This is a genomic window from Vibrio sp. ER1A, assembly GCF_000733315.1.
Taxonomy (GTDB): Bacteria; Pseudomonadota; Gammaproteobacteria; order Enterobacterales; family Vibrionaceae; genus Vibrio; species Vibrio mediterranei.
The window spans coordinates 1,545,630-1,562,608 of sequence record NZ_JPJA01000086.1; the positions used below are offsets into that span (position 1 = coordinate 1,545,630).

Sequence of the window (16,979 nt, forward strand, 5' to 3'; positions counted from 1 at the left end):
GAAAAAACCATAGTCGTAAATTAAAATAACAAGGGCAGATAATTCACTCTCTGCCCTTGTTATTACTTCACGATAAATACTGCTCTATATCTACTTCATCAATCTGTTCTGGGTTTAAGAACTCCATGGCAAATGTTTGATAAACCCCAGACGTCAAGAATAGCTTAAATAACTCTGCATCCAGGTGTTGGTCTTTAACCATAAAAGACATGATCTTAATCGACTCTGATAACGTTTTGGGTTCTTTATAAGGTCTATCCGCACTGGTCAACGCTTCAAAGACATCGGCTAACGCCATCACTCTGGCAGTAAGAGGCATTTCATCGGATTTGAGCCCCATCGGGTATCCAGTTCCATCCACTTTTTCATGATGACCGCCAGCTATAGCAGGAACATTACGCATTCCTTTTGGAAATGGCAGACTCTCCAGCATCTTAATGGTTTCAACGATATGGTTGTTAATCACATAACGCTCCTCATCGTTTAACGTGCCTTTGCGAATCGATAAGTTATACAGCTCTCCCAAATTATTCTGATACATCGGTTTTTTAAGCGTAAATCGAGTCGAAGGCTCTGTTTCAACTGCCCATGGAATGGCATGATATGGCTGATCGGCCAACACCGACTCACTTTCACCAATTTTTGTTTCAGCTTGCTCATAACGTCGACGCTCTTCCCACGACAAGCCTTGACCTTCATCAATAGTTTTAGTCCATTGCCTCAAAGCTATAGAATGAAGACGTGTCACCGCATCGTCCGTCATAAATTCACCGCCTACATTCGTAGCGGCAATAAAGGCAAAGTCGTCATCAATGCGCTGCCATTTAGCGTCTAGCTGTTGTTGTAATTCAAACGATAAAGGTTCACCTAGGGCCTGCTGTAATATCAAGATATGTGCGTCACGTTTAAGCACCTCGAATCGTGTTCTTATTTCGTGAATGCGGTTATAGATTGTCTCTAGCTTCACTGCTTTATCAACCACATGTTCTGGCGTCGTCACCTTGCCACAATCATGTAGCCAAGCTGCAAGTTGCAACTCTTGCCACTCTTCAGATGACAGCTTAAAGTCTTTAAATGGCTCGGCTTCAGACTGCTCGGCGGCTTTGGTCAACATTTCTGTTAGTACTGGAACACGTTGACAATGATTGCCCGTGTATGGAGATTTCGTATCAATCGCTCCCGCCATGACCTCAATAAACGAGTTAAGCAACGCTTTTTGATTAGCAAGAATTTGCTGAGACTCAATGGCAACAGAAGCGTATTCGCTTAACGATTCAATAAATGGCAAACGTGTGGTCGACAACGTATCAAGCTGTTCATTTTCAATAATCAAACCGAAACCACCTAACACCTGACCGCCTCTGTCTAACAACGGTAGAAACAAGAATACGTCATGGGTTCCTATTTGCGGAATAGCATGCTTGATTTCCTGATATTCGACCGCTAACGCTTTTGGGCGGGTGCCATTTAAAGATTCGAATAAATACGCGACATCTGGATTCTTTGCATCAAGTGGTGACAGTTCAGAGAGATCAAACTTATCGTCCGTTTTTGAGACCACACTGTGCGGAATCAACACGTTGTCATCATCACTTAGATACAACAAAGCACGCTTCGCACTGGTCGCATCTAGTGCTCCGTTAGCCACTAAATCCAACAAAGGTTTCAACTCGTCTTGCCTTGCAATCGCATTGGTCAATAGCAAGAACCTAGACAACGTCTGCTGCATACCAAACAGGGCGTGAGATAAGTCATGAATCTCTTTGATATGTGACTTTTGCGGTGTCTTTTTAGAAAAGTCAAAACTCTCAATTTTCTGTGCCCGTAGTGTTGCCCTACGAATCGGTGCAGAAACGCGCTGTGCTGTAATATACACAAAAGGGAGAGCAACCAATAAGACGATCACAGAGGTCAGAATCGATCGCTTGGCGATAACTTGCGACTTATCCAACAACTCTGTGGATTTCACCACCATCATCAAATACAAGTCATGACCCGAGTTGTTGACCGACTTGGTGACTTTACCTATCCATTTTTCACCGTCGACATAAAACTCATGTACGGTATCTACCGTATTGCCAAATAACAGAACGGCTTCGTGAACAACTGGGTTATCAATATCTTCAATAAGAATGGTGGCACTATCCAAAGCGTCTTCTTGAATGATTACTTGCTTCGGGTTGCTGTAGGCGTACAAGCGCCCACTTTCATCATAGAGCACCCGAAATGAAGATTTGCGACTGATGGTTTCGGCAAGCACCTGGGATATTTGATCCAAGGTGATGTCCGCCGCGACCACCGCTCCGCTCTCTGAGCGCCTTGATACCGTGACACCAATTTTACCCAGTTTTTGAAAATAGTAGGGGGCCGACATGGCTACAGAGTCACGATTGGCTATATCAAACCACTCTCGGTCTCTTAAGTCGGTCTGATATCCATCTTGCGAGGTAAAATTGACTAATTCGTGTGCTTCATTGTATTCGTATCTGTGCAAGAGTTGCTGATCAGCATAGTAACTAAACACCACATAGTGTGCTTCAGGAGAAACCTCAAACCCTTTTTGGATCTTACGGTCAAATACTCGATAAACACTGAAATGGTCACCATTAGGTAGTGTTAAAGTATAGGAAAAAATAGAAGGGCTAGCGGATAATAAATAACTGATTTCGGGGACGTAATTTAGACGTTCTTCATGTGTTGAAAAACGACTCAGCTGCCCTTTGGAAAACGCAGTAACGGTCGAAAATGCAGGACTATAATGGTGAAGCAAATTGGCTCTCGCTTCACCAGATATTCGATCAAATAGATGGTCATTAGCGTCGACCAGTACTTTGTTTAAGCTTGAATACGTAAGCCATAACTGCACACCACACACCAACATCACAATGATGATAAACAAACTCGATATGTGTATGTGCAGCGGGTAACGGAACCAACTTTTGCCCGCCTTCTTAAAATCCATTTCACGTACCTAAAACTAATTAGCTGATAATTAATAATAGGTTACGGCAACGATTTTAGTAGCTTAACTCCTCCACATGCTGAGAAATATCCACGTCATCTATTTGCTTACTATCAATGTGCGCCTGCGCATAATCACGATAGACGCCTGACGTTAAAAACAGTTTGAACAAAACTGAGTCTAAATGTCCGTCCTTGACCATAAAACTCATGATCTTAATAGCTTCAGAAAGCATCTTTGCCTTCTTGTATGGTCGGTCACAGCTTGTTAGTGCCTCGAAAACATCAGCGATCGCCATAGCTCGAGCTGGAAGCGGAAGTTCTCTGGCCTTCAAACCCAAAGGATACCCGGTTCCGTCCACTTTCTCATGATGACTGCCAGCTAAAAGAGGCACGTTTTTCATATGCCTTGGGAATGGCAAGCTCTCTAGCATTCGCAGTGTCTCTATCATATGGCTGTTTATGATGTAGCGCTCTTCAGGGTTCAACGTGCCCTTGCGAATCGATAAGTTGTACATCTCACCTTGGTTATTTTGATGCTCACCAGCCTTTAAAACAAAACGTTCTTCCCGCAGAGGCGCTTTTTCCCACGCAACCAAGTGCGATTCATTATCTGCCAACAAGGGAACACGTTGACCCTCAACAAACGCATTGTCCGAGTAACGAGCGAGCTCCTCCCATGAAAGGCCTAATCTAGGATCAATTGTGCTCTGCCATGTTCTTTGAGCAATGGCTTCTAAACGTTTTACTTTTTGGTCATCTAAAAACTCAGAGCCCAGATTTATTTCGGCAATCAGTGCGAAATCCTCATCTAATTCTTCCTGAGCCAAGCGAATCGCTTCTAGGTCCTGGTTATCTAATTGACCACTAAATTTAGCTCGATAAATGTTAAGTTCCACGTCGCGCTTTAGTACTTCAAAGCGAGTCCTGACCTCATGAATTCGATTGTAGATGGTCTCCAGTTTGGTGGACTTATCGATAATATGCTCAGGTGTAGTCACTTTCCCACAGTCATGCAGCCAAGAAGCAATATGTAGCTCTTCCCACTGCTCTTTGCTCATTGAAAAATCAGCGAAAGGCCCTTGAGTAGAGTCCTGCGCAGCTTTAGTCAGCATTTCAGTCAACACAGGAACACGCTGGCAATGGTTACCGGTATAGGGCGATTTGGTATCAATAGCTCCTGCCATCACTTGAATGAAGGAGTCCAATAGCGCTCTTTGGTCAGCCAACATGGTTTGAGTTTCAATAGTAACAGAGGCATACGCTGCCAATGTCTCTAGATATTCTTTGTTGTCCATTAATACTTGAGATTCATGCTCTTCATCAAAGCCTAAACCCAAACCACCAATTACTTTTTTGCTTCGGTCTATCAAAGGAATAAACAATAAGTTGTCGGTTTCATTTTCCTTAATAACAAAAGGCCTAGCCTCGTAATACTTAGAATAAACCGGCTGCTTTTGATTAAAAAACACCTCTACATCTTCGGCGAGCCTAGGTTCATCAAGAGGCAGTCGCTGCTGTGTGGCGACATCAATAATGCCTTTGGTTTTGAGCTTAATAAACTTAGGATCGAGATACTTCTCATCTTTACTCAATAAATACAAATACGTACTGTTCGCGCTCGTGGCATCTGCGGTTTCGACACAAACCAATTCAAGTATTCGTTCTAGGTCATTCTCTTTTGCCATTGAATTGGTCAGTGAAAGAAAACGCTTTATTGTCGACTGCATCACCGTCAATGAATCCGACATAGCTTTGATTTCCGCGACTCGAGAGTGCTCCTGATTATTCTCGTCAAAGTTAAAATGTTGAATAGCGCGTGCTTTCTGGGTTGCCTGGCGAATCGGTCTCGCTAACCACTGAGAAAGATAGTAAATACATGGCAATGCAATTAACAAAGCGAAGAGAGAACCGATTAGAGAACGTCTCGCAACAGTATTGGCATCTTTCAATAGCTGCTCTGACTTGACCGCCATCACTAGGTTAAACAGCTGGTCACGAGTACCGCGCAGCTTATCGACTTTAACAACCCACTTTTCGCCTTCATAGTTAATTTCTTTTGCCTGTGAACCAAACTCGACGATATTTGTAGTGCCTGAGATCAACGGATGATTGATCTCCCCTAATTTAAGTTGGCTCGATTGTCTTAAGGCATCTCTTACCTCAAACAGCTCAGGTCGGCTGTAAGCAAACACATTAAACTCATCGTCATATAACACTCTGAGTGCATCACGGTTTTCATCACTGTCCCTTAGTACTTCAGAGACTTGATCCAATAAAATATCCGCACCAAACACCGCACCGTTGGCCGCTCGTCGATGAATCGTAATACCGGTCCTAGACAACACAGACATGAAGTAAGGCTCTGACACGTGTGCTTGTACCAACGAGGCAGAACGAAACCAATCGAGTTTACGTGGATCGCGAAGAGGGCTGTCTATTTCTGAAGATTGCAGCAAAGCAAGGTGAGCGCTGTACGTTCTTACCTCCAGTTTTTCTGTTTCTGCGTTGTAGTTCAACGCCGCATATTCTGCACTATGGTCGATACCTAAATGATTCCGCATCCGGTCATCTGCTAAACGGACAACCGCTAACCACTCACCATCAGGAAACGCAGCTTTCAATGAAAAAAGGTGTTTATTCGCTCTTAGTAAAGACACCAATTCAGGTACAAACGCAAATCGCTTTTCTGGATCTACTTCGCGAATCAATTCACCTGCAGAGTACGCATCGACAATGCTAAATGCGGGACCAAAGTGATAGGACATATTACTGCGTGTCTCGCCGGCGATACGTTCAAATAAGTTTTCATTCGCATTTAATAGAACTTTATTCATGCTCGTTTGTGTAATCCATATTTGAATACCACTTATCACCAAAACCAAAATGACGAAAATTGCGGAGATATGAATATGCAAAGGCAGAGTGAACTTTTTACTGGATTGCGAGCTGGTAGGCATATCGACTAACACTTTGAATTGACACCGTATAAGACTAGTCGAGTTAGCTATTGACGAGAAGTTAAATATAGAAAATTAATATAAAAAAAACCCCACTGCTCGTATGTGGGGCTACACTACCAAAGGAAAACGGTATTTAAATAAAAGTGCTAGCGGGTATTAAAAGGCGAAACTAAATCCTAGGTTATAATCGTCACCGTTTTTCGCCGTAAACTCTTTGTCTTCACTACAAGCTCTAGGGCGACCTTGGTCATCACCTTGAACTAGGCTAACCCAGTGGCGGATGCCAGACGCATGGCATTTCTCTGTTTGGCCGAACGTTGTGCACGTTTCTAATTGGATATCTTCAATTTCTACAAGCTCTAGATTGCCGGTTCCTTTGCGCTTACCCATCATTACTTCTACATGTGTTCCACTCTCATCACGGAATAGAATTGCTTCAGGAGCACATTTATCACCAGCGTAAGCCACAAAGTGTTTTGCGCGCTTCAACCCCGTATGCTCACCATTTTTAAAATAAGCTTGTACGTGACGATAATCTATTTCGTAACTTACCACGTCTTCGTGTGAACCATTTTCTAGTGGAAACAAAGTATCAAGTAGCTGTTTTGCCATCTTTTGTTTCTCTATTTGCTCATCGGCTTTCACCATTTCCACGGCAAAGACAGCTTCTGCGATAAACGTTGAGTGGTTTTTATGTAGTTCTGTTTTATCGAATGTCAGCATGTTCATAGTCTTTCCCTCATACGGCCTTTTGTTCTATTTAGAGCAAATATCCTAAACAAGTGTTTAAATTTATATTCGTTTTGTGATTTGTATACTTTGTAGACTAGCCTGTTTTTGACTACAATTTCACAACAAAAATTTTACAATGTGAATTTTACAAAATGCCTCTGTCAAAAAGTCTAATCCGTCAGTCCCATTTTTTGGGCACTAAGGTAAGAAACCTTAGAAAACGCAACCATTTAACAATGGAAGACCTCTCTGCGCGTTGTATTCGCATCAATCCAGAGTATGCTCCTTCCGTTTCGTATCTATCGATGATTGAACGAGGAAAACGTGTCCCAAGTATCGATATGCTTGAAGTCATCGCCGAAGTTTTCCAAAAAGATCCAGCATGGTTTTTAGACAATGAGCCTGAGCAAGAAGAGATTACTCCGGTTAAAGGCAATCGCGGAGGCATCAGTGGCATGGCTTTAGAGCCAAGCTTTTTATTTTCAAACGACATACTGCAAATTGCCATTCCGGAAATGTTGTCGCAAACCGGAATCACCGGAAGACAATTCGCCCATCTTTTGATCCGCGCTCACCAAGAAAGTTTGCAAAACCACTTTCCCGATCTAGAACGGGCTGCAGAAGAAGTGGGACTGAAGCGATTGAACCTATCTGTAGAAGATCTGATCGATATTGCTGGCGATTTAGGTTTGCGAGTTCAATGGGTCAATCGCACACCGAAAGATGTGGTGGATGAGTTAGGAATTAATGCCAAGCAACTCGTTACCTCGTTTTTTGAGCCTCCAGGTACCATCTACCTCAACGAAATACTCAAAGCATACCCAACAAGACTCAAATATGATCTCGCGGTTTATATCGGACACCGAATTCTGCACAGTGAAGAAGGGCTAAAAAGTGTCCTCAGTGTTGGTCACCACAATAGCTGGGAAGATTCTGCTGCAAACCAGTCTACATCTGCTCTGAACTCACAAGATATTTTGCAAGCATGGAGAGATTTTGAATCCAGCTTTTTTGCAGGAGCCCTACTTTGCCCTAAAGTCCCATTTAGACAACTACTAGACAGAAGTGGGTATGAAATCGATGTTCACAAACGTGCAGGCGTATCTCCGTCTGTCGCCATGCGTCGTATGACCGTGGTATCTCCCTATCCACATTGGCACTATTTCGACGCCTACGGGCCAGGAAAGCTCAAAGCAGTCTACCGAGGAAACGGTATTCCGCTGCCATGGGGAAACATGCGGATGGTAAACGATCCGTGTCAACACTGGGCGGTATTTAGGCGCTTATCTGAACCTCAAAACGGCTCTTCTGCACAAATCTCTATTCTTAATGTGGGTGATGAACCTCGTATTTATTGCTGTGAATCCATCAACATGACCGACCCGGCTGGAAATAATCGAGTACTCTGCGCGGGTATTGATCTAAATCCTGCGATAGATGCTCAAGGCGGCAACGCATTGGAGATAGCTAGTGAACTAAAACGATCATGTGTCGAAGGGGGTGGCAGTGTCAGTATTCCTCGTTCTATCAAAAAGGATCTGCAAACAGTCGCCAAAATCCTCAATATCAATTGGGTTGAACGAGGTATTGAAGGCGACGCACGATTAATTTGTTCAAGAGGAGCAGCATGCCCGAGAAAACCAAGCTGTTATGAAGGCTGTGCCGAAAGCAAGGAAATGCAACTTGGCGATATTGTATAAGCCTTGATGAATTAGCTCTTAGCCTAGAAAGAAAAAAAGCCAGCCACTAAAAAGTGTGACTGGCTATATACAAGTGTGAACAATAGAGGTTCACTAACAACGTCAGTTGGCTAGGTGACCCTCGGCTTAAAAAGGGTCACCCTAAGTAATGCATCAAGCGTGCCAACTTTTTAAATCGTTGTTTTCAGATAATTCTGGTCAGATAAGTATCGATTTCATGTAAACCATACTCATATAGTATTTTCATTTTGCAAATGCAGATGCATTTTGCAATTAGCCCTTCTCTATATTTGCAAAAACGCATTAAAAAAACCATAGCAATATGAAATCAGTATCTAAGCAACCTGCTATTTATAAAACAGTACCAATAGATAAGAGACTAAATACCCTACAATGCTCCAACATTTTAGGTTCTCTGTTGTGTTAGAGCTTAATTCCTTCAAGCTCCAGCAGCTTTCTTTTTCGTTCAACTCCGCCAGCATAGCCTGTCAATGTACCACTTTTCCCAATTACGCGATGACAAGGAACTATAACTGAGATGGGGTTTTTTCCATTTGCAGCTCCAACGGCTCTTACGGCTTTAGGTTTGCCTATTCGATTCGCTAACTCTTGGTAACTTATCGACTCGCCAAAAGGGATATCACACAAGGCACGCCAAACAAGCTTTTGAAAATCCGTGCCCTCGGCTGCTAAGGGGAGATCAAATGACCGTACCTTGCCTTCAAAGTAATGAGTGAGCTGTTCAGAAGCTTCAAGCAAAATCGGATGCTCGGGAGCCAATGAACCCAGAACATCGGGCAATGTAGTATGTTCTTCAAACCAAAGCCCTAGCAACCCATCATCGTTCGCTTGAATAGTGACATCCCCAAGTGGGCTTGGTGTTATTAGGTAGTAGTTCATGAAAAATGACTCCAACAATGTAATGTCGCGTAACTTCCCCAAGGTGACACATTCGCTGCGTTCAATTGTGGATGCTCAGCAAGGTATTTTTTAACGATCAAATCTGTATCAAGAAACAAGTTGGGCTCAGAGGTTCCCCTCATTTTTGCATAACTAATGGTCCATGGACCTATGCCTTTTAGAGCCAGCCAGTTATTTGGTGTGTCCTCAGGCGAATTAGTAATATGATGAGCCAACCGGGCTAATGTCTCTTTGCGACTGTTTGGCATTTTAAGGAAACTAAGGTCGGAGCGGGCTACGATATCCGCACTGGGAAATACACGCTGCCCATATACCGTATGACCCAAAGTATCAGTCAGCAAATTGAGCTGCCCGACGGCTGCTTTTACCGAAACCTGCTGCCCAACCACAGCTCGAACCCCTGCTTCCCACGTCGACCATACACCAGGAAGCCGCAGTCCTGATTTAATAACTAATTGGTCATCGTACTTCGATAGCAACTCTTCAATCAAAGCCACATCGGTGTTTAAATCGAAGACTCTTTTTATATTGCTCATCAACCAAGACAGTTTTGTGACATCTTGCAATTCAAATTCCACTTTGATTGTTTGCTTACCCTCCACATCAGCGTGTAACTTGAACCAAGCTAAACTACCATCAATCTCCACATAACGAGCGTAGCTGTATTGCGTCACTTCTTCTACACCCTCTATTGCTCTTAAACGATAGAAATCGAGTAACGACTCCCAGTGATATTGACCTCGGTAAGCCAAATGAATCACATTGCGACCGCTTTTATCTTGCCTTGCATGGTGACGCCTCATTTCTGAAGGCGTCAATTTAAGATACTTCTTAAAGGCATCATTGAATCGTCGAGTACTATTAAAACCGCTGGCAAAACCAACATCAGTTATTGATAGTGAACTGTTGTGAAGCAGTTGTTTGGCAAACATTAATTGATGATATTGAGCATACACCTTGGGTGACATACCCAGGTGGTTTTGAAATAGTTGTCTTAAGTATCGACTGGTAACGCCGAGCCTATCTGACAACGTTTCCAAATTGGAGTGCTGTAACGCCCCCTGCTCGATCAAACTTAATGCTCGTCGAAAACTGGTTTCTTTACCAAGCCAGGCCCACGAATTAGGCGCACTATCCGGACGACAGCGCAAACAAGGTCGATATCCTGCCTGCAACGCTACAGGCGCCGTAGAGAAATACTCAACATTCTCCTCTCGTGGCAAGTTTGCTGGACAAATAGGGCGGCAAAAAATGCCCGTTGTCTTCACTGCCACAAAAAATACGCCATCAAACCTTGGATCCCTTGATAATCGGGCAACAGAACATTGCTCTCTACTAAGTGACTCCATACCTGCCTCTAACCTTGCCTACTCTATCGCCAGTGTAACGCACATTTTGCATCTTACTAGCCACTTTCGGAACTCAAGGGCGACATGAAATCTTCATCAAACCATCACACAATATTAAAAAACCCAAGTAAAAGTAGCGTCTAACCAATGAGTTAATGAACAAACCAAAAAACGTTGAAAAAATCGATGGGTAGAATTTCAAAAACCTTACATCCTCTGTCTATACTGAGGCTGAGTTCGATGATTAACGTCATTTTATGAGGGTGGCTATGTCAAATGTAGATTTTCGTCTTGGAAAGAGACCTTTTTACGATAACAAGCGGTTTCGACGTGGATTTGCTAAATCTGGCGATTTTACTTTAGCTGAAGAAGATATCTTGATTCGCTTTGGAGATACGATGAGTTTGCTAGAAAGTGGCGAGCTATCTCCGGAATCGGATTCAGAAAAACACTTTCTAGAAGTACTCCAAGACGAAAGTCATGCAGAGAGCAAACTAGAAAAAACATGGTTAAAATACATACACCTTGCACGCGATAGGAAAAGGTTTCATGCATTAAATGGTAAGAAATCTGAGCCAGAGACAATCAATGAAGATGTGGACTATGACGATTCAGATGTGCTCAGTGATGACATAACTGATGAGAATATAGATTCTGACAACTAGTTTTACAGGGAAACCAAAGCTCTCCAGCTTGTCGTAAATATATGTGATAGCTTATACAACTAGCTGTCACATATAGCTTTTAAACCTATTTCTCGATCTCAACCTCAGCTTTTTCTATCACCTTTGTTATTTATTTTTTGCTTATATACTCTATTGTTAATAAAGTAAATTATAAAAATATTCGTGGAAGAGCATGCTTACTGAATTAGACGAAGTATATGAGGTGCTTTCTTGTTTACCTGACCCTGTCTTCATAATAAGTGAAGAAGGAGAATATGTTGATTTTCTTGGCGGGACTGATACTCAGTCGTATCATGACGGCAGTGTACTGATTGGGCAAACTCTGCACTCGGTAATGCCTTCCGAGCAAGCCGACTGGTATATCAGTCAAATCATCACATCACTCGATAATAATCAGGTCATGACTGTCGAATATGATCTATGCGTTGAAGATCTTAACGGCATTGACCCCAAATCGGGTCCAGCAGGCACATTAAGGTTTGAGGGCAAGATCTTTCCGCTTTCTTTTACCTGTAAAAACCAAAGGGTAGTTTGTTGGCTCACTCGAAACATATCGAAGCGCCATCGCCTTGAACTAAAGCTCCGTAAACAGAGTGAATCCGATCCACTCACACAAATAGCTAATCGCCGCTATTTTTTCTCCACATTAGCAACCATAACTAAAAGCACGACCCCACACTGTTTATTGTTGATGGATATTGATTACTTCAAAAAGGTCAACGATACCTATGGACACCTAGCTGGGGATAACACGCTAAAAGAAGTGGTTGCTCGAATACAAGATATCATTCGGCCTGATGATACTTTCGCCCGAGTAGGTGGCGAAGAGTTCGCACTGCTTCTACCTGATATTGAACAGCACACGGCTTACGAGATTGCGGAACGCATTCGCTGTACCATAGCCGATACTCCTTTCCACTATGAACAGCAGACCTTTTCGATAACATTGAGCGTTGGCATAACCCAAGCTCGCTATCAAGAGCGAAATAATCATATTTTTTCAAGAGCGGATGACGCGTTGTACATTGCAAAGAGCCGAGGTAGAAATCAAAGTATGGTATTAAGTTAGCCGATCAGAACAGAGTACTCTGCCACTAAAAAAGCGGCCACTTGACCGCTTTGACTTTACCTTACGAAATTTCCTGACAGGTTACCTGTTGCTATTCACTAATACGTAAGTCGGCCCCGCACTATCAGCGGTAATCAATTGTAACTCAGAGGTGTTTGCCCCTGCTCCTTGGTATTGATTAAAGCCGTTTTCCAAGGACATGTTTGGAAGTGTTAGTGAGTAATTTTCTAACTGCTCTTGCCCAACTAAAGTCGGGGTGTAAAACTCATTATGGTAACTGGCATCAACCAGAGGAAACTGCTCTGTAGCTCGTACACTCACAAACTCTGGGTTTTGTGAATTGTCGACGACATTGTTGTTAAATCGAATATCAACACCAGCAAAAATATTGTCTACTTCGGCATTATTGAACAAGCTAACACGGTGAGATTGATTACCGTAGACAATGCCCCACTCGGTATCAACAAACGTGTTGTTCTCTATGTCGATGTTCTTAGGTGTCCATTGCTTGTTTAGCTCTTTTCCTTTTACTGACTGGTCAAGCTGCTCTCCGTTTTTTACGTCGATAATCCCTGTATTAATGACAATACCACCTCGAAGATCAGCGTTACCTTCAATTAGTCCATCACGCCCACGTGTGTTAGCAAAGTAGTTATTGCGAATCACATGATCTTCATCGTAGATGCGCACACCACCTGTTAGCAATTTCTTGTTTCCAAGAATAACGTTGTTCTCTACCTTATTACCTTTACCATGTCTCAATGAAATCAACGCTGCACTTTCGAATATTGTGTTACCCGAAATCTCGTTATCACCCGACTTGATCGAGATAAGTTCACGTTCTCCATCCATATCTACGAGCAAATTATCGACAAACTTAGAACTAGAATCCCATTGCGAAGATTTCGAGTCACCAATTCGAATCGCTTCCCAGCTGTTACCGTTGTAACGAACGGCTTCTTTTATATCTAACTCATTAAACTGGTTCTGTTTTTGGTCAACAAAAATATTATGAGCAATAAGGTGGTTATCTGGCGTCTCATCTTTCTGAACACCAATCAAAGTGCCACGTTTTTGCTTTCCTTCAAATCGATTATTGATGACTTTTCCATCTTTACCCCATAAGGACACCCACAGGTATTTAGGATATTCAGAACGACGCTCATCAGGTTCGTACGCATAATCATGATTGAAGTAATAGAATGTGGAATTTTGCAGTGTGTTTCCGTTACCCATCATGCGAACTCCGCCGAAACGTTCCGCCGGGCCGCCTTCAGTGAACACCAAACTATCTAGCGTCACGTTGTTACCTGTTAGTTCAAATTGAACCAGACCAGTAAACCAAACCGCTCCTGCAGTTTCGGCCTCAATCGTCACACCATTTGCCGCAATTGTTACATGCCCCAAATTGGTATATTTTCCATCTGGAATCGTAATCACCTCACCATCTTTTGCATTCTCAAGTTGAGATTTAAGTGCGTTAACCTGTTGGTCTGACTTGGACTCAAGCATCGCACCATCAACATCAACCAATCTGTCACTCGACAAAAGGTAATCGCGTGTCACTTCATTAAACGCCATAGGCACAGACGCTTGAAGCATCGTTTTATTAGCGTGAGTAGTGTCAGCATTCGTGTTACCGCAACCAACCAGCGCAACTGAGGCGAATACTGCCGTTAAAGATAAAGCGAGGACATTTTTTTTCATGTGATTCTCTTTATGAATTCTTGTTGGATTAGATTTAACAATGGACTTGCTTGAACGTTGCAAGCATTAGAAAGGTTGAAAGCAGCTGGAATCAGCCGCTCAATATTTATGAATAAAACGCTCTAGTTTTCGGTAGCTACGTTGGCTTCAGCCGCACTTTCCACTTTGTCATCCACTGCTTTGACGAGCAGTAAGCCGACTGCAAAGACGATGCTGCCGCACAGAACAAACACGAAACGCCCCCACAATGGATTTGGCAAGACGAACATCGCCATTACACCAACACCAGCAACGGCGATCAATGAACCCAACATACGACGTTGTCTATTATCAAGCTTCTTCTGTTCAGTACTTTCTGCCACAAGAGGTGTCGCTAGATTGTTGAAGAACTTGTCGACGTCTTTTTCACGATGCTCAGGTAAAGGCTTATAGAACAACGTTGAGAGTACAAAGAAACCTGCGGTGAAAATCATGTGACCAATCAAACCAATAGCGACTTTTAAATCAGCCCATTCACGACCAGTCAACTCATTAAGACCGAACCAGTTTTGAATCATGTCTGCCGTAATGACAAAACCGACGAAATAAGAGACAAAGCCACCGACGACTAGCGTTCCCCAACCCGCCCAATCCGGCGTTTTACGAATGAAGAAACCACAGAATGCAGGAATAGTCATTGGGAAGCCGATCAAAGCACCCACGTACATCATAGTGTCGAAAAGGCTTAAACCTTTAAGGGAGTTAATAAACAGAGCGACTAGAATAATAGCAATGCCGAAGAAAGTAGACGTCAGCTTAGAAACCACGACTAGCTCTTTTTCATTGGCATTTGGACGCAGAATCGGCTCATAAAAGTTCTTAACAAAAATCCCTGAGTTACGGTTCAGGCCAGAGTCCATGGAAGACATGGTCGCTGCGAACATCGCTGCAATCAAAAGACCAACCATGCCCACTGGCATATACTCTTGAACGAAGTAAAGGTACGCAAAGTCGCTCGCTTTAGAACCAGCTTCTGGGTATTGTGCCGCCAAGTCCACACCTTGACCTGCAATAAACCATGAAGGCATAAACCAAATTATTGGCCCAAGCGTCATCAACACACATGCCAAAAGTGCAGCTTTACGAGCGTTATTTGAGTCTTTTGCAGCCAAATAGCGATATGAGTTCAACATGTTGTTAGTAATGCTAAACTGCTTTAGGAAAATAAATACAGCCCAGATACTGAAGATACTTAAATAGTTGAGGTTATCACCGGTAACAAATGACTCAGTTGGGAAGTTCTCAACGATATTGGAAACACCACCACCATGATAAACAGCAACAATTGCACACCTTACCGTTACGGCCATGATAATGACCATTTGCATGAAGTCAGAGGCAATGACGGCCCAAGAACCACCGGTCACAGACATGACAAGAACCACAAGGCCGGTAAGAATAATGGTTGTGGTCATATCGAATCCAAAAATACCAGAAGCGATGATGGCGAGACCATTCAGCCAAATACCTGCCGAGATAACACTGTTAGGCATCCCTGACCACGTAAATACCTGTTCATTTACTTTGCCAAAACGCATACGTATCGCTTCGATGACAGTGACGACACGCAACTGACGGAATTTAGGAGCAAAGTATAGGTAATTCATTAAATAGCCAAATGCGTTGGCAATAAAAATGATGGCAACGGCAAAACCATCGGTAAACGCTTTGCCCGCAGCTCCGGTAAATGTCCAAGCGCTAAACTGCGTCATAAATGCTGTTGCACCAACCATCCACCAAAGCATGCTACCGCCCCCACGGAAGTAGTCGCTTGTAGTGCTAGTAAATGTTCGGAACATCCAGCCTATTGCTATAAGAAATAGGAAATAGATGCCTACAATTAGGGTATTGAGATCCATCTTGAAACCTTTTGATATGTTATTCGGTTACGTTAACTATACGTCCACACCTTACAATTTGTAGTACAATATAATTATTACGTGAACAAGATCGTTTATTTAACTATCATTATTGTATTACATATGATCCGTATCATATTTTAAAGAATATCGAGATCTACATCACAACCGAGATACAAACCCACAATTTAAAAGAAAAAACAATCAGTTAAATAAAACCATAATCAAAACTAATGATTTATAAATTAAGGAAATCATAAGTAAGTGAGACAATTTATTGTAAGACATAAAAAAACACCCTCGCATCACCTGTAATAATGCGAGGGTTAAAACGACATTAGGAGATCCATTGTCAATGTAGAGTGACGTCGACATTAACTCCGGGGGTGTTTGAGTGAGGTGGTAAACAACACTCTTATACTTATCAAGTAGGTTTTGGAGAATCATCCCATTCGCTTGGGGTCGTATGGAATAATCTGAACGCTTGGCTGCTTTGCCACATCCAAGCTAATTCTGACACTTCGTGTCGTGCTCTACCAAAGCAAATTAATATTAATGTATTACAAATAAAATTAATGCGACATGGATCATGTTTTGGAAAGGTGTAGAACTCTTCCGCGACTGCCATATCACAAAAATAACATTAACACACTGAAATGAAACAATTTAAATCTCAAACCTCGCAACCTAAGTCTCGATAGAAAACTCTCTTCCAAGTATTTTTGATACTGTCACCTCTCTTTCAACACGTCAAAACTTGCATATTTGTAGTATTTAATAAAAGTCATAAGTGTATTTTTGTGCATACTCTGTCTCTATCCCATCATTAACAACAAACTAAATCACCAACAGTTTGTTGCTGTGGTCTGAGACCAAATCTATTCGACAACATTCCAACTTTAATGGTGTTTGAGTTGGAAGTAGAAACCTCCCTCAATAGGATAATTTGAATGCTTTTATTGGATAAAAATCAACCGCACTACATCACTATTG

At 42.5% G+C, this 16,979-nt stretch carries 10 protein-coding genes; 3 read left to right on the forward strand and 7 right to left on the reverse strand.

Features of this window, described 5'->3' with window-relative positions; all coding sequences use genetic code 11:
- Positions 1-67: 67 nt before the first annotated feature.
- From HW45_RS13810 to HW45_RS13820, 3 genes are all read right to left on the reverse strand, one after another.
- A complete protein-coding gene (locus HW45_RS13810; protein ID WP_038227498.1) occupies positions 68-2,962 on the reverse strand; it encodes an HD domain-containing phosphohydrolase in 2,895 nt (964 codons plus the stop codon).
- A gap of 55 nt (positions 2,963-3,017) precedes the next feature.
- The gene (locus HW45_RS13815) at positions 3,018-5,921 is read right to left on the reverse strand and encodes an HD domain-containing phosphohydrolase (RefSeq protein ID WP_051868075.1); all 2,904 of its coding nucleotides are present in this window, start codon (positions 5,919-5,921) and stop codon (positions 3,018-3,020) included.
- Positions 5,922-6,080: 159 nt separating this feature from the next.
- A complete protein-coding gene (locus tag HW45_RS13820) occupies positions 6,081-6,653 on the reverse strand; it encodes a malate synthase (RefSeq protein WP_038227499.1) in 573 nt (190 codons plus the stop codon).
- Between the two features lie 155 nt (positions 6,654-6,808).
- On the opposite strand from HW45_RS13820, the gene HW45_RS13825 reads away from it, so the two are divergent.
- On the forward strand, positions 6,809-8,356 hold the full coding sequence (locus HW45_RS13825; protein ID WP_081875821.1) for a DUF3612 domain-containing protein: 1,548 nt from the start codon (positions 6,809-6,811) through the stop codon (positions 8,354-8,356).
- 423 nt (positions 8,357-8,779) lie between these two features.
- Here HW45_RS13825 and HW45_RS13830 read toward each other — a convergent pair whose 3' ends face one another.
- Both HW45_RS13830 and HW45_RS13835 read right to left on the reverse strand, forming a co-directional pair.
- Positions 8,780-9,256, reverse strand: a complete 477-nt coding sequence (locus HW45_RS13830) for a methylated-DNA--[protein]-cysteine S-methyltransferase (protein WP_038227501.1) — start codon at positions 9,254-9,256, stop codon at positions 8,780-8,782.
- Entirely contained in the window at positions 9,253-10,626 is a 1,374-nt protein-coding gene (locus tag HW45_RS13835; RefSeq protein WP_038227502.1) for a DNA-3-methyladenine glycosylase 2 family protein, read from the reverse strand. Before HW45_RS13835 ends, HW45_RS13830 begins: the two co-directional genes overlap by 4 nt.
- A gap of 269 nt (positions 10,627-10,895) precedes the next feature.
- On the opposite strand from HW45_RS13835, the gene HW45_RS13840 reads away from it, so the two are divergent.
- Both HW45_RS13840 and HW45_RS13845 read left to right on the forward strand, forming a co-directional pair.
- The gene (locus tag HW45_RS13840) at positions 10,896-11,291 is read left to right on the forward strand and encodes a DUF413 domain-containing protein (RefSeq protein WP_031493109.1); all 396 of its coding nucleotides are present in this window, start codon (positions 10,896-10,898) and stop codon (positions 11,289-11,291) included.
- Between the two features lie 193 nt (positions 11,292-11,484).
- Positions 11,485-12,381, forward strand: a complete 897-nt coding sequence (locus HW45_RS13845) for a GGDEF domain-containing protein (protein WP_038227503.1) — start codon at positions 11,485-11,487, stop codon at positions 12,379-12,381.
- 81 nt (positions 12,382-12,462) lie between these two features.
- Here HW45_RS13845 and HW45_RS13850 read toward each other — a convergent pair whose 3' ends face one another.
- Both HW45_RS13850 and HW45_RS13855 read right to left on the reverse strand, forming a co-directional pair.
- On the reverse strand, positions 12,463-14,088 hold the full coding sequence (locus HW45_RS13850) for a polysaccharide lyase 6 family protein (protein WP_038227504.1): 1,626 nt from the start codon (positions 14,086-14,088) through the stop codon (positions 12,463-12,465).
- A 122-nt stretch (positions 14,089-14,210) separates the two neighbouring features.
- Positions 14,211-15,986 (reverse strand): sodium:solute symporter family transporter, encoded by a 1,776-nt coding sequence (locus tag HW45_RS13855; RefSeq protein ID WP_038227506.1) that lies wholly within the window; start codon positions 15,984-15,986, stop codon positions 14,211-14,213.
- Positions 15,987-16,979: the final 993 nt, after the last annotated feature.

Coding starts and splice junctions, on each gene's coding strand:
- HW45_RS13810 (WP_038227498.1), bottom strand. CDS start 2,962: ATGGATTTTAAGAAGGCGGGCAAAAGTTGGTTCCGTTACCCGCTGCAC.
- HW45_RS13815 (WP_051868075.1), bottom strand. CDS start 5,921: ATGCCTACCAGCTCGCAATCCAGTAAAAAGTTCACTCTGCCTTTGCAT.
- HW45_RS13820 (WP_038227499.1), bottom strand. CDS start 6,653: ATGAACATGCTGACATTCGATAAAACAGAACTACATAAAAACCACTCA.
- HW45_RS13825 (WP_081875821.1), top strand. CDS start 6,809: ATGCCTCTGTCAAAAAGTCTAATCCGTCAGTCCCATTTTTTGGGCACT.
- HW45_RS13830 (WP_038227501.1), bottom strand. CDS start 9,256: ATGAACTACTACCTAATAACACCAAGCCCACTTGGGGATGTCACTATT.
- HW45_RS13835 (WP_038227502.1), bottom strand. CDS start 10,626: ATGGAGTCACTTAGTAGAGAGCAATGTTCTGTTGCCCGATTATCAAGG.
- HW45_RS13840 (WP_031493109.1), top strand. CDS start 10,896: ATGTCAAATGTAGATTTTCGTCTTGGAAAGAGACCTTTTTACGATAAC.
- HW45_RS13845 (WP_038227503.1), top strand. CDS start 11,485: ATGCTTACTGAATTAGACGAAGTATATGAGGTGCTTTCTTGTTTACCT.
- HW45_RS13850 (WP_038227504.1), bottom strand. CDS start 14,088: ATGAAAAAAAATGTCCTCGCTTTATCTTTAACGGCAGTATTCGCCTCA.
- HW45_RS13855 (WP_038227506.1), bottom strand. CDS start 15,986: ATGGATCTCAATACCCTAATTGTAGGCATCTATTTCCTATTTCTTATA.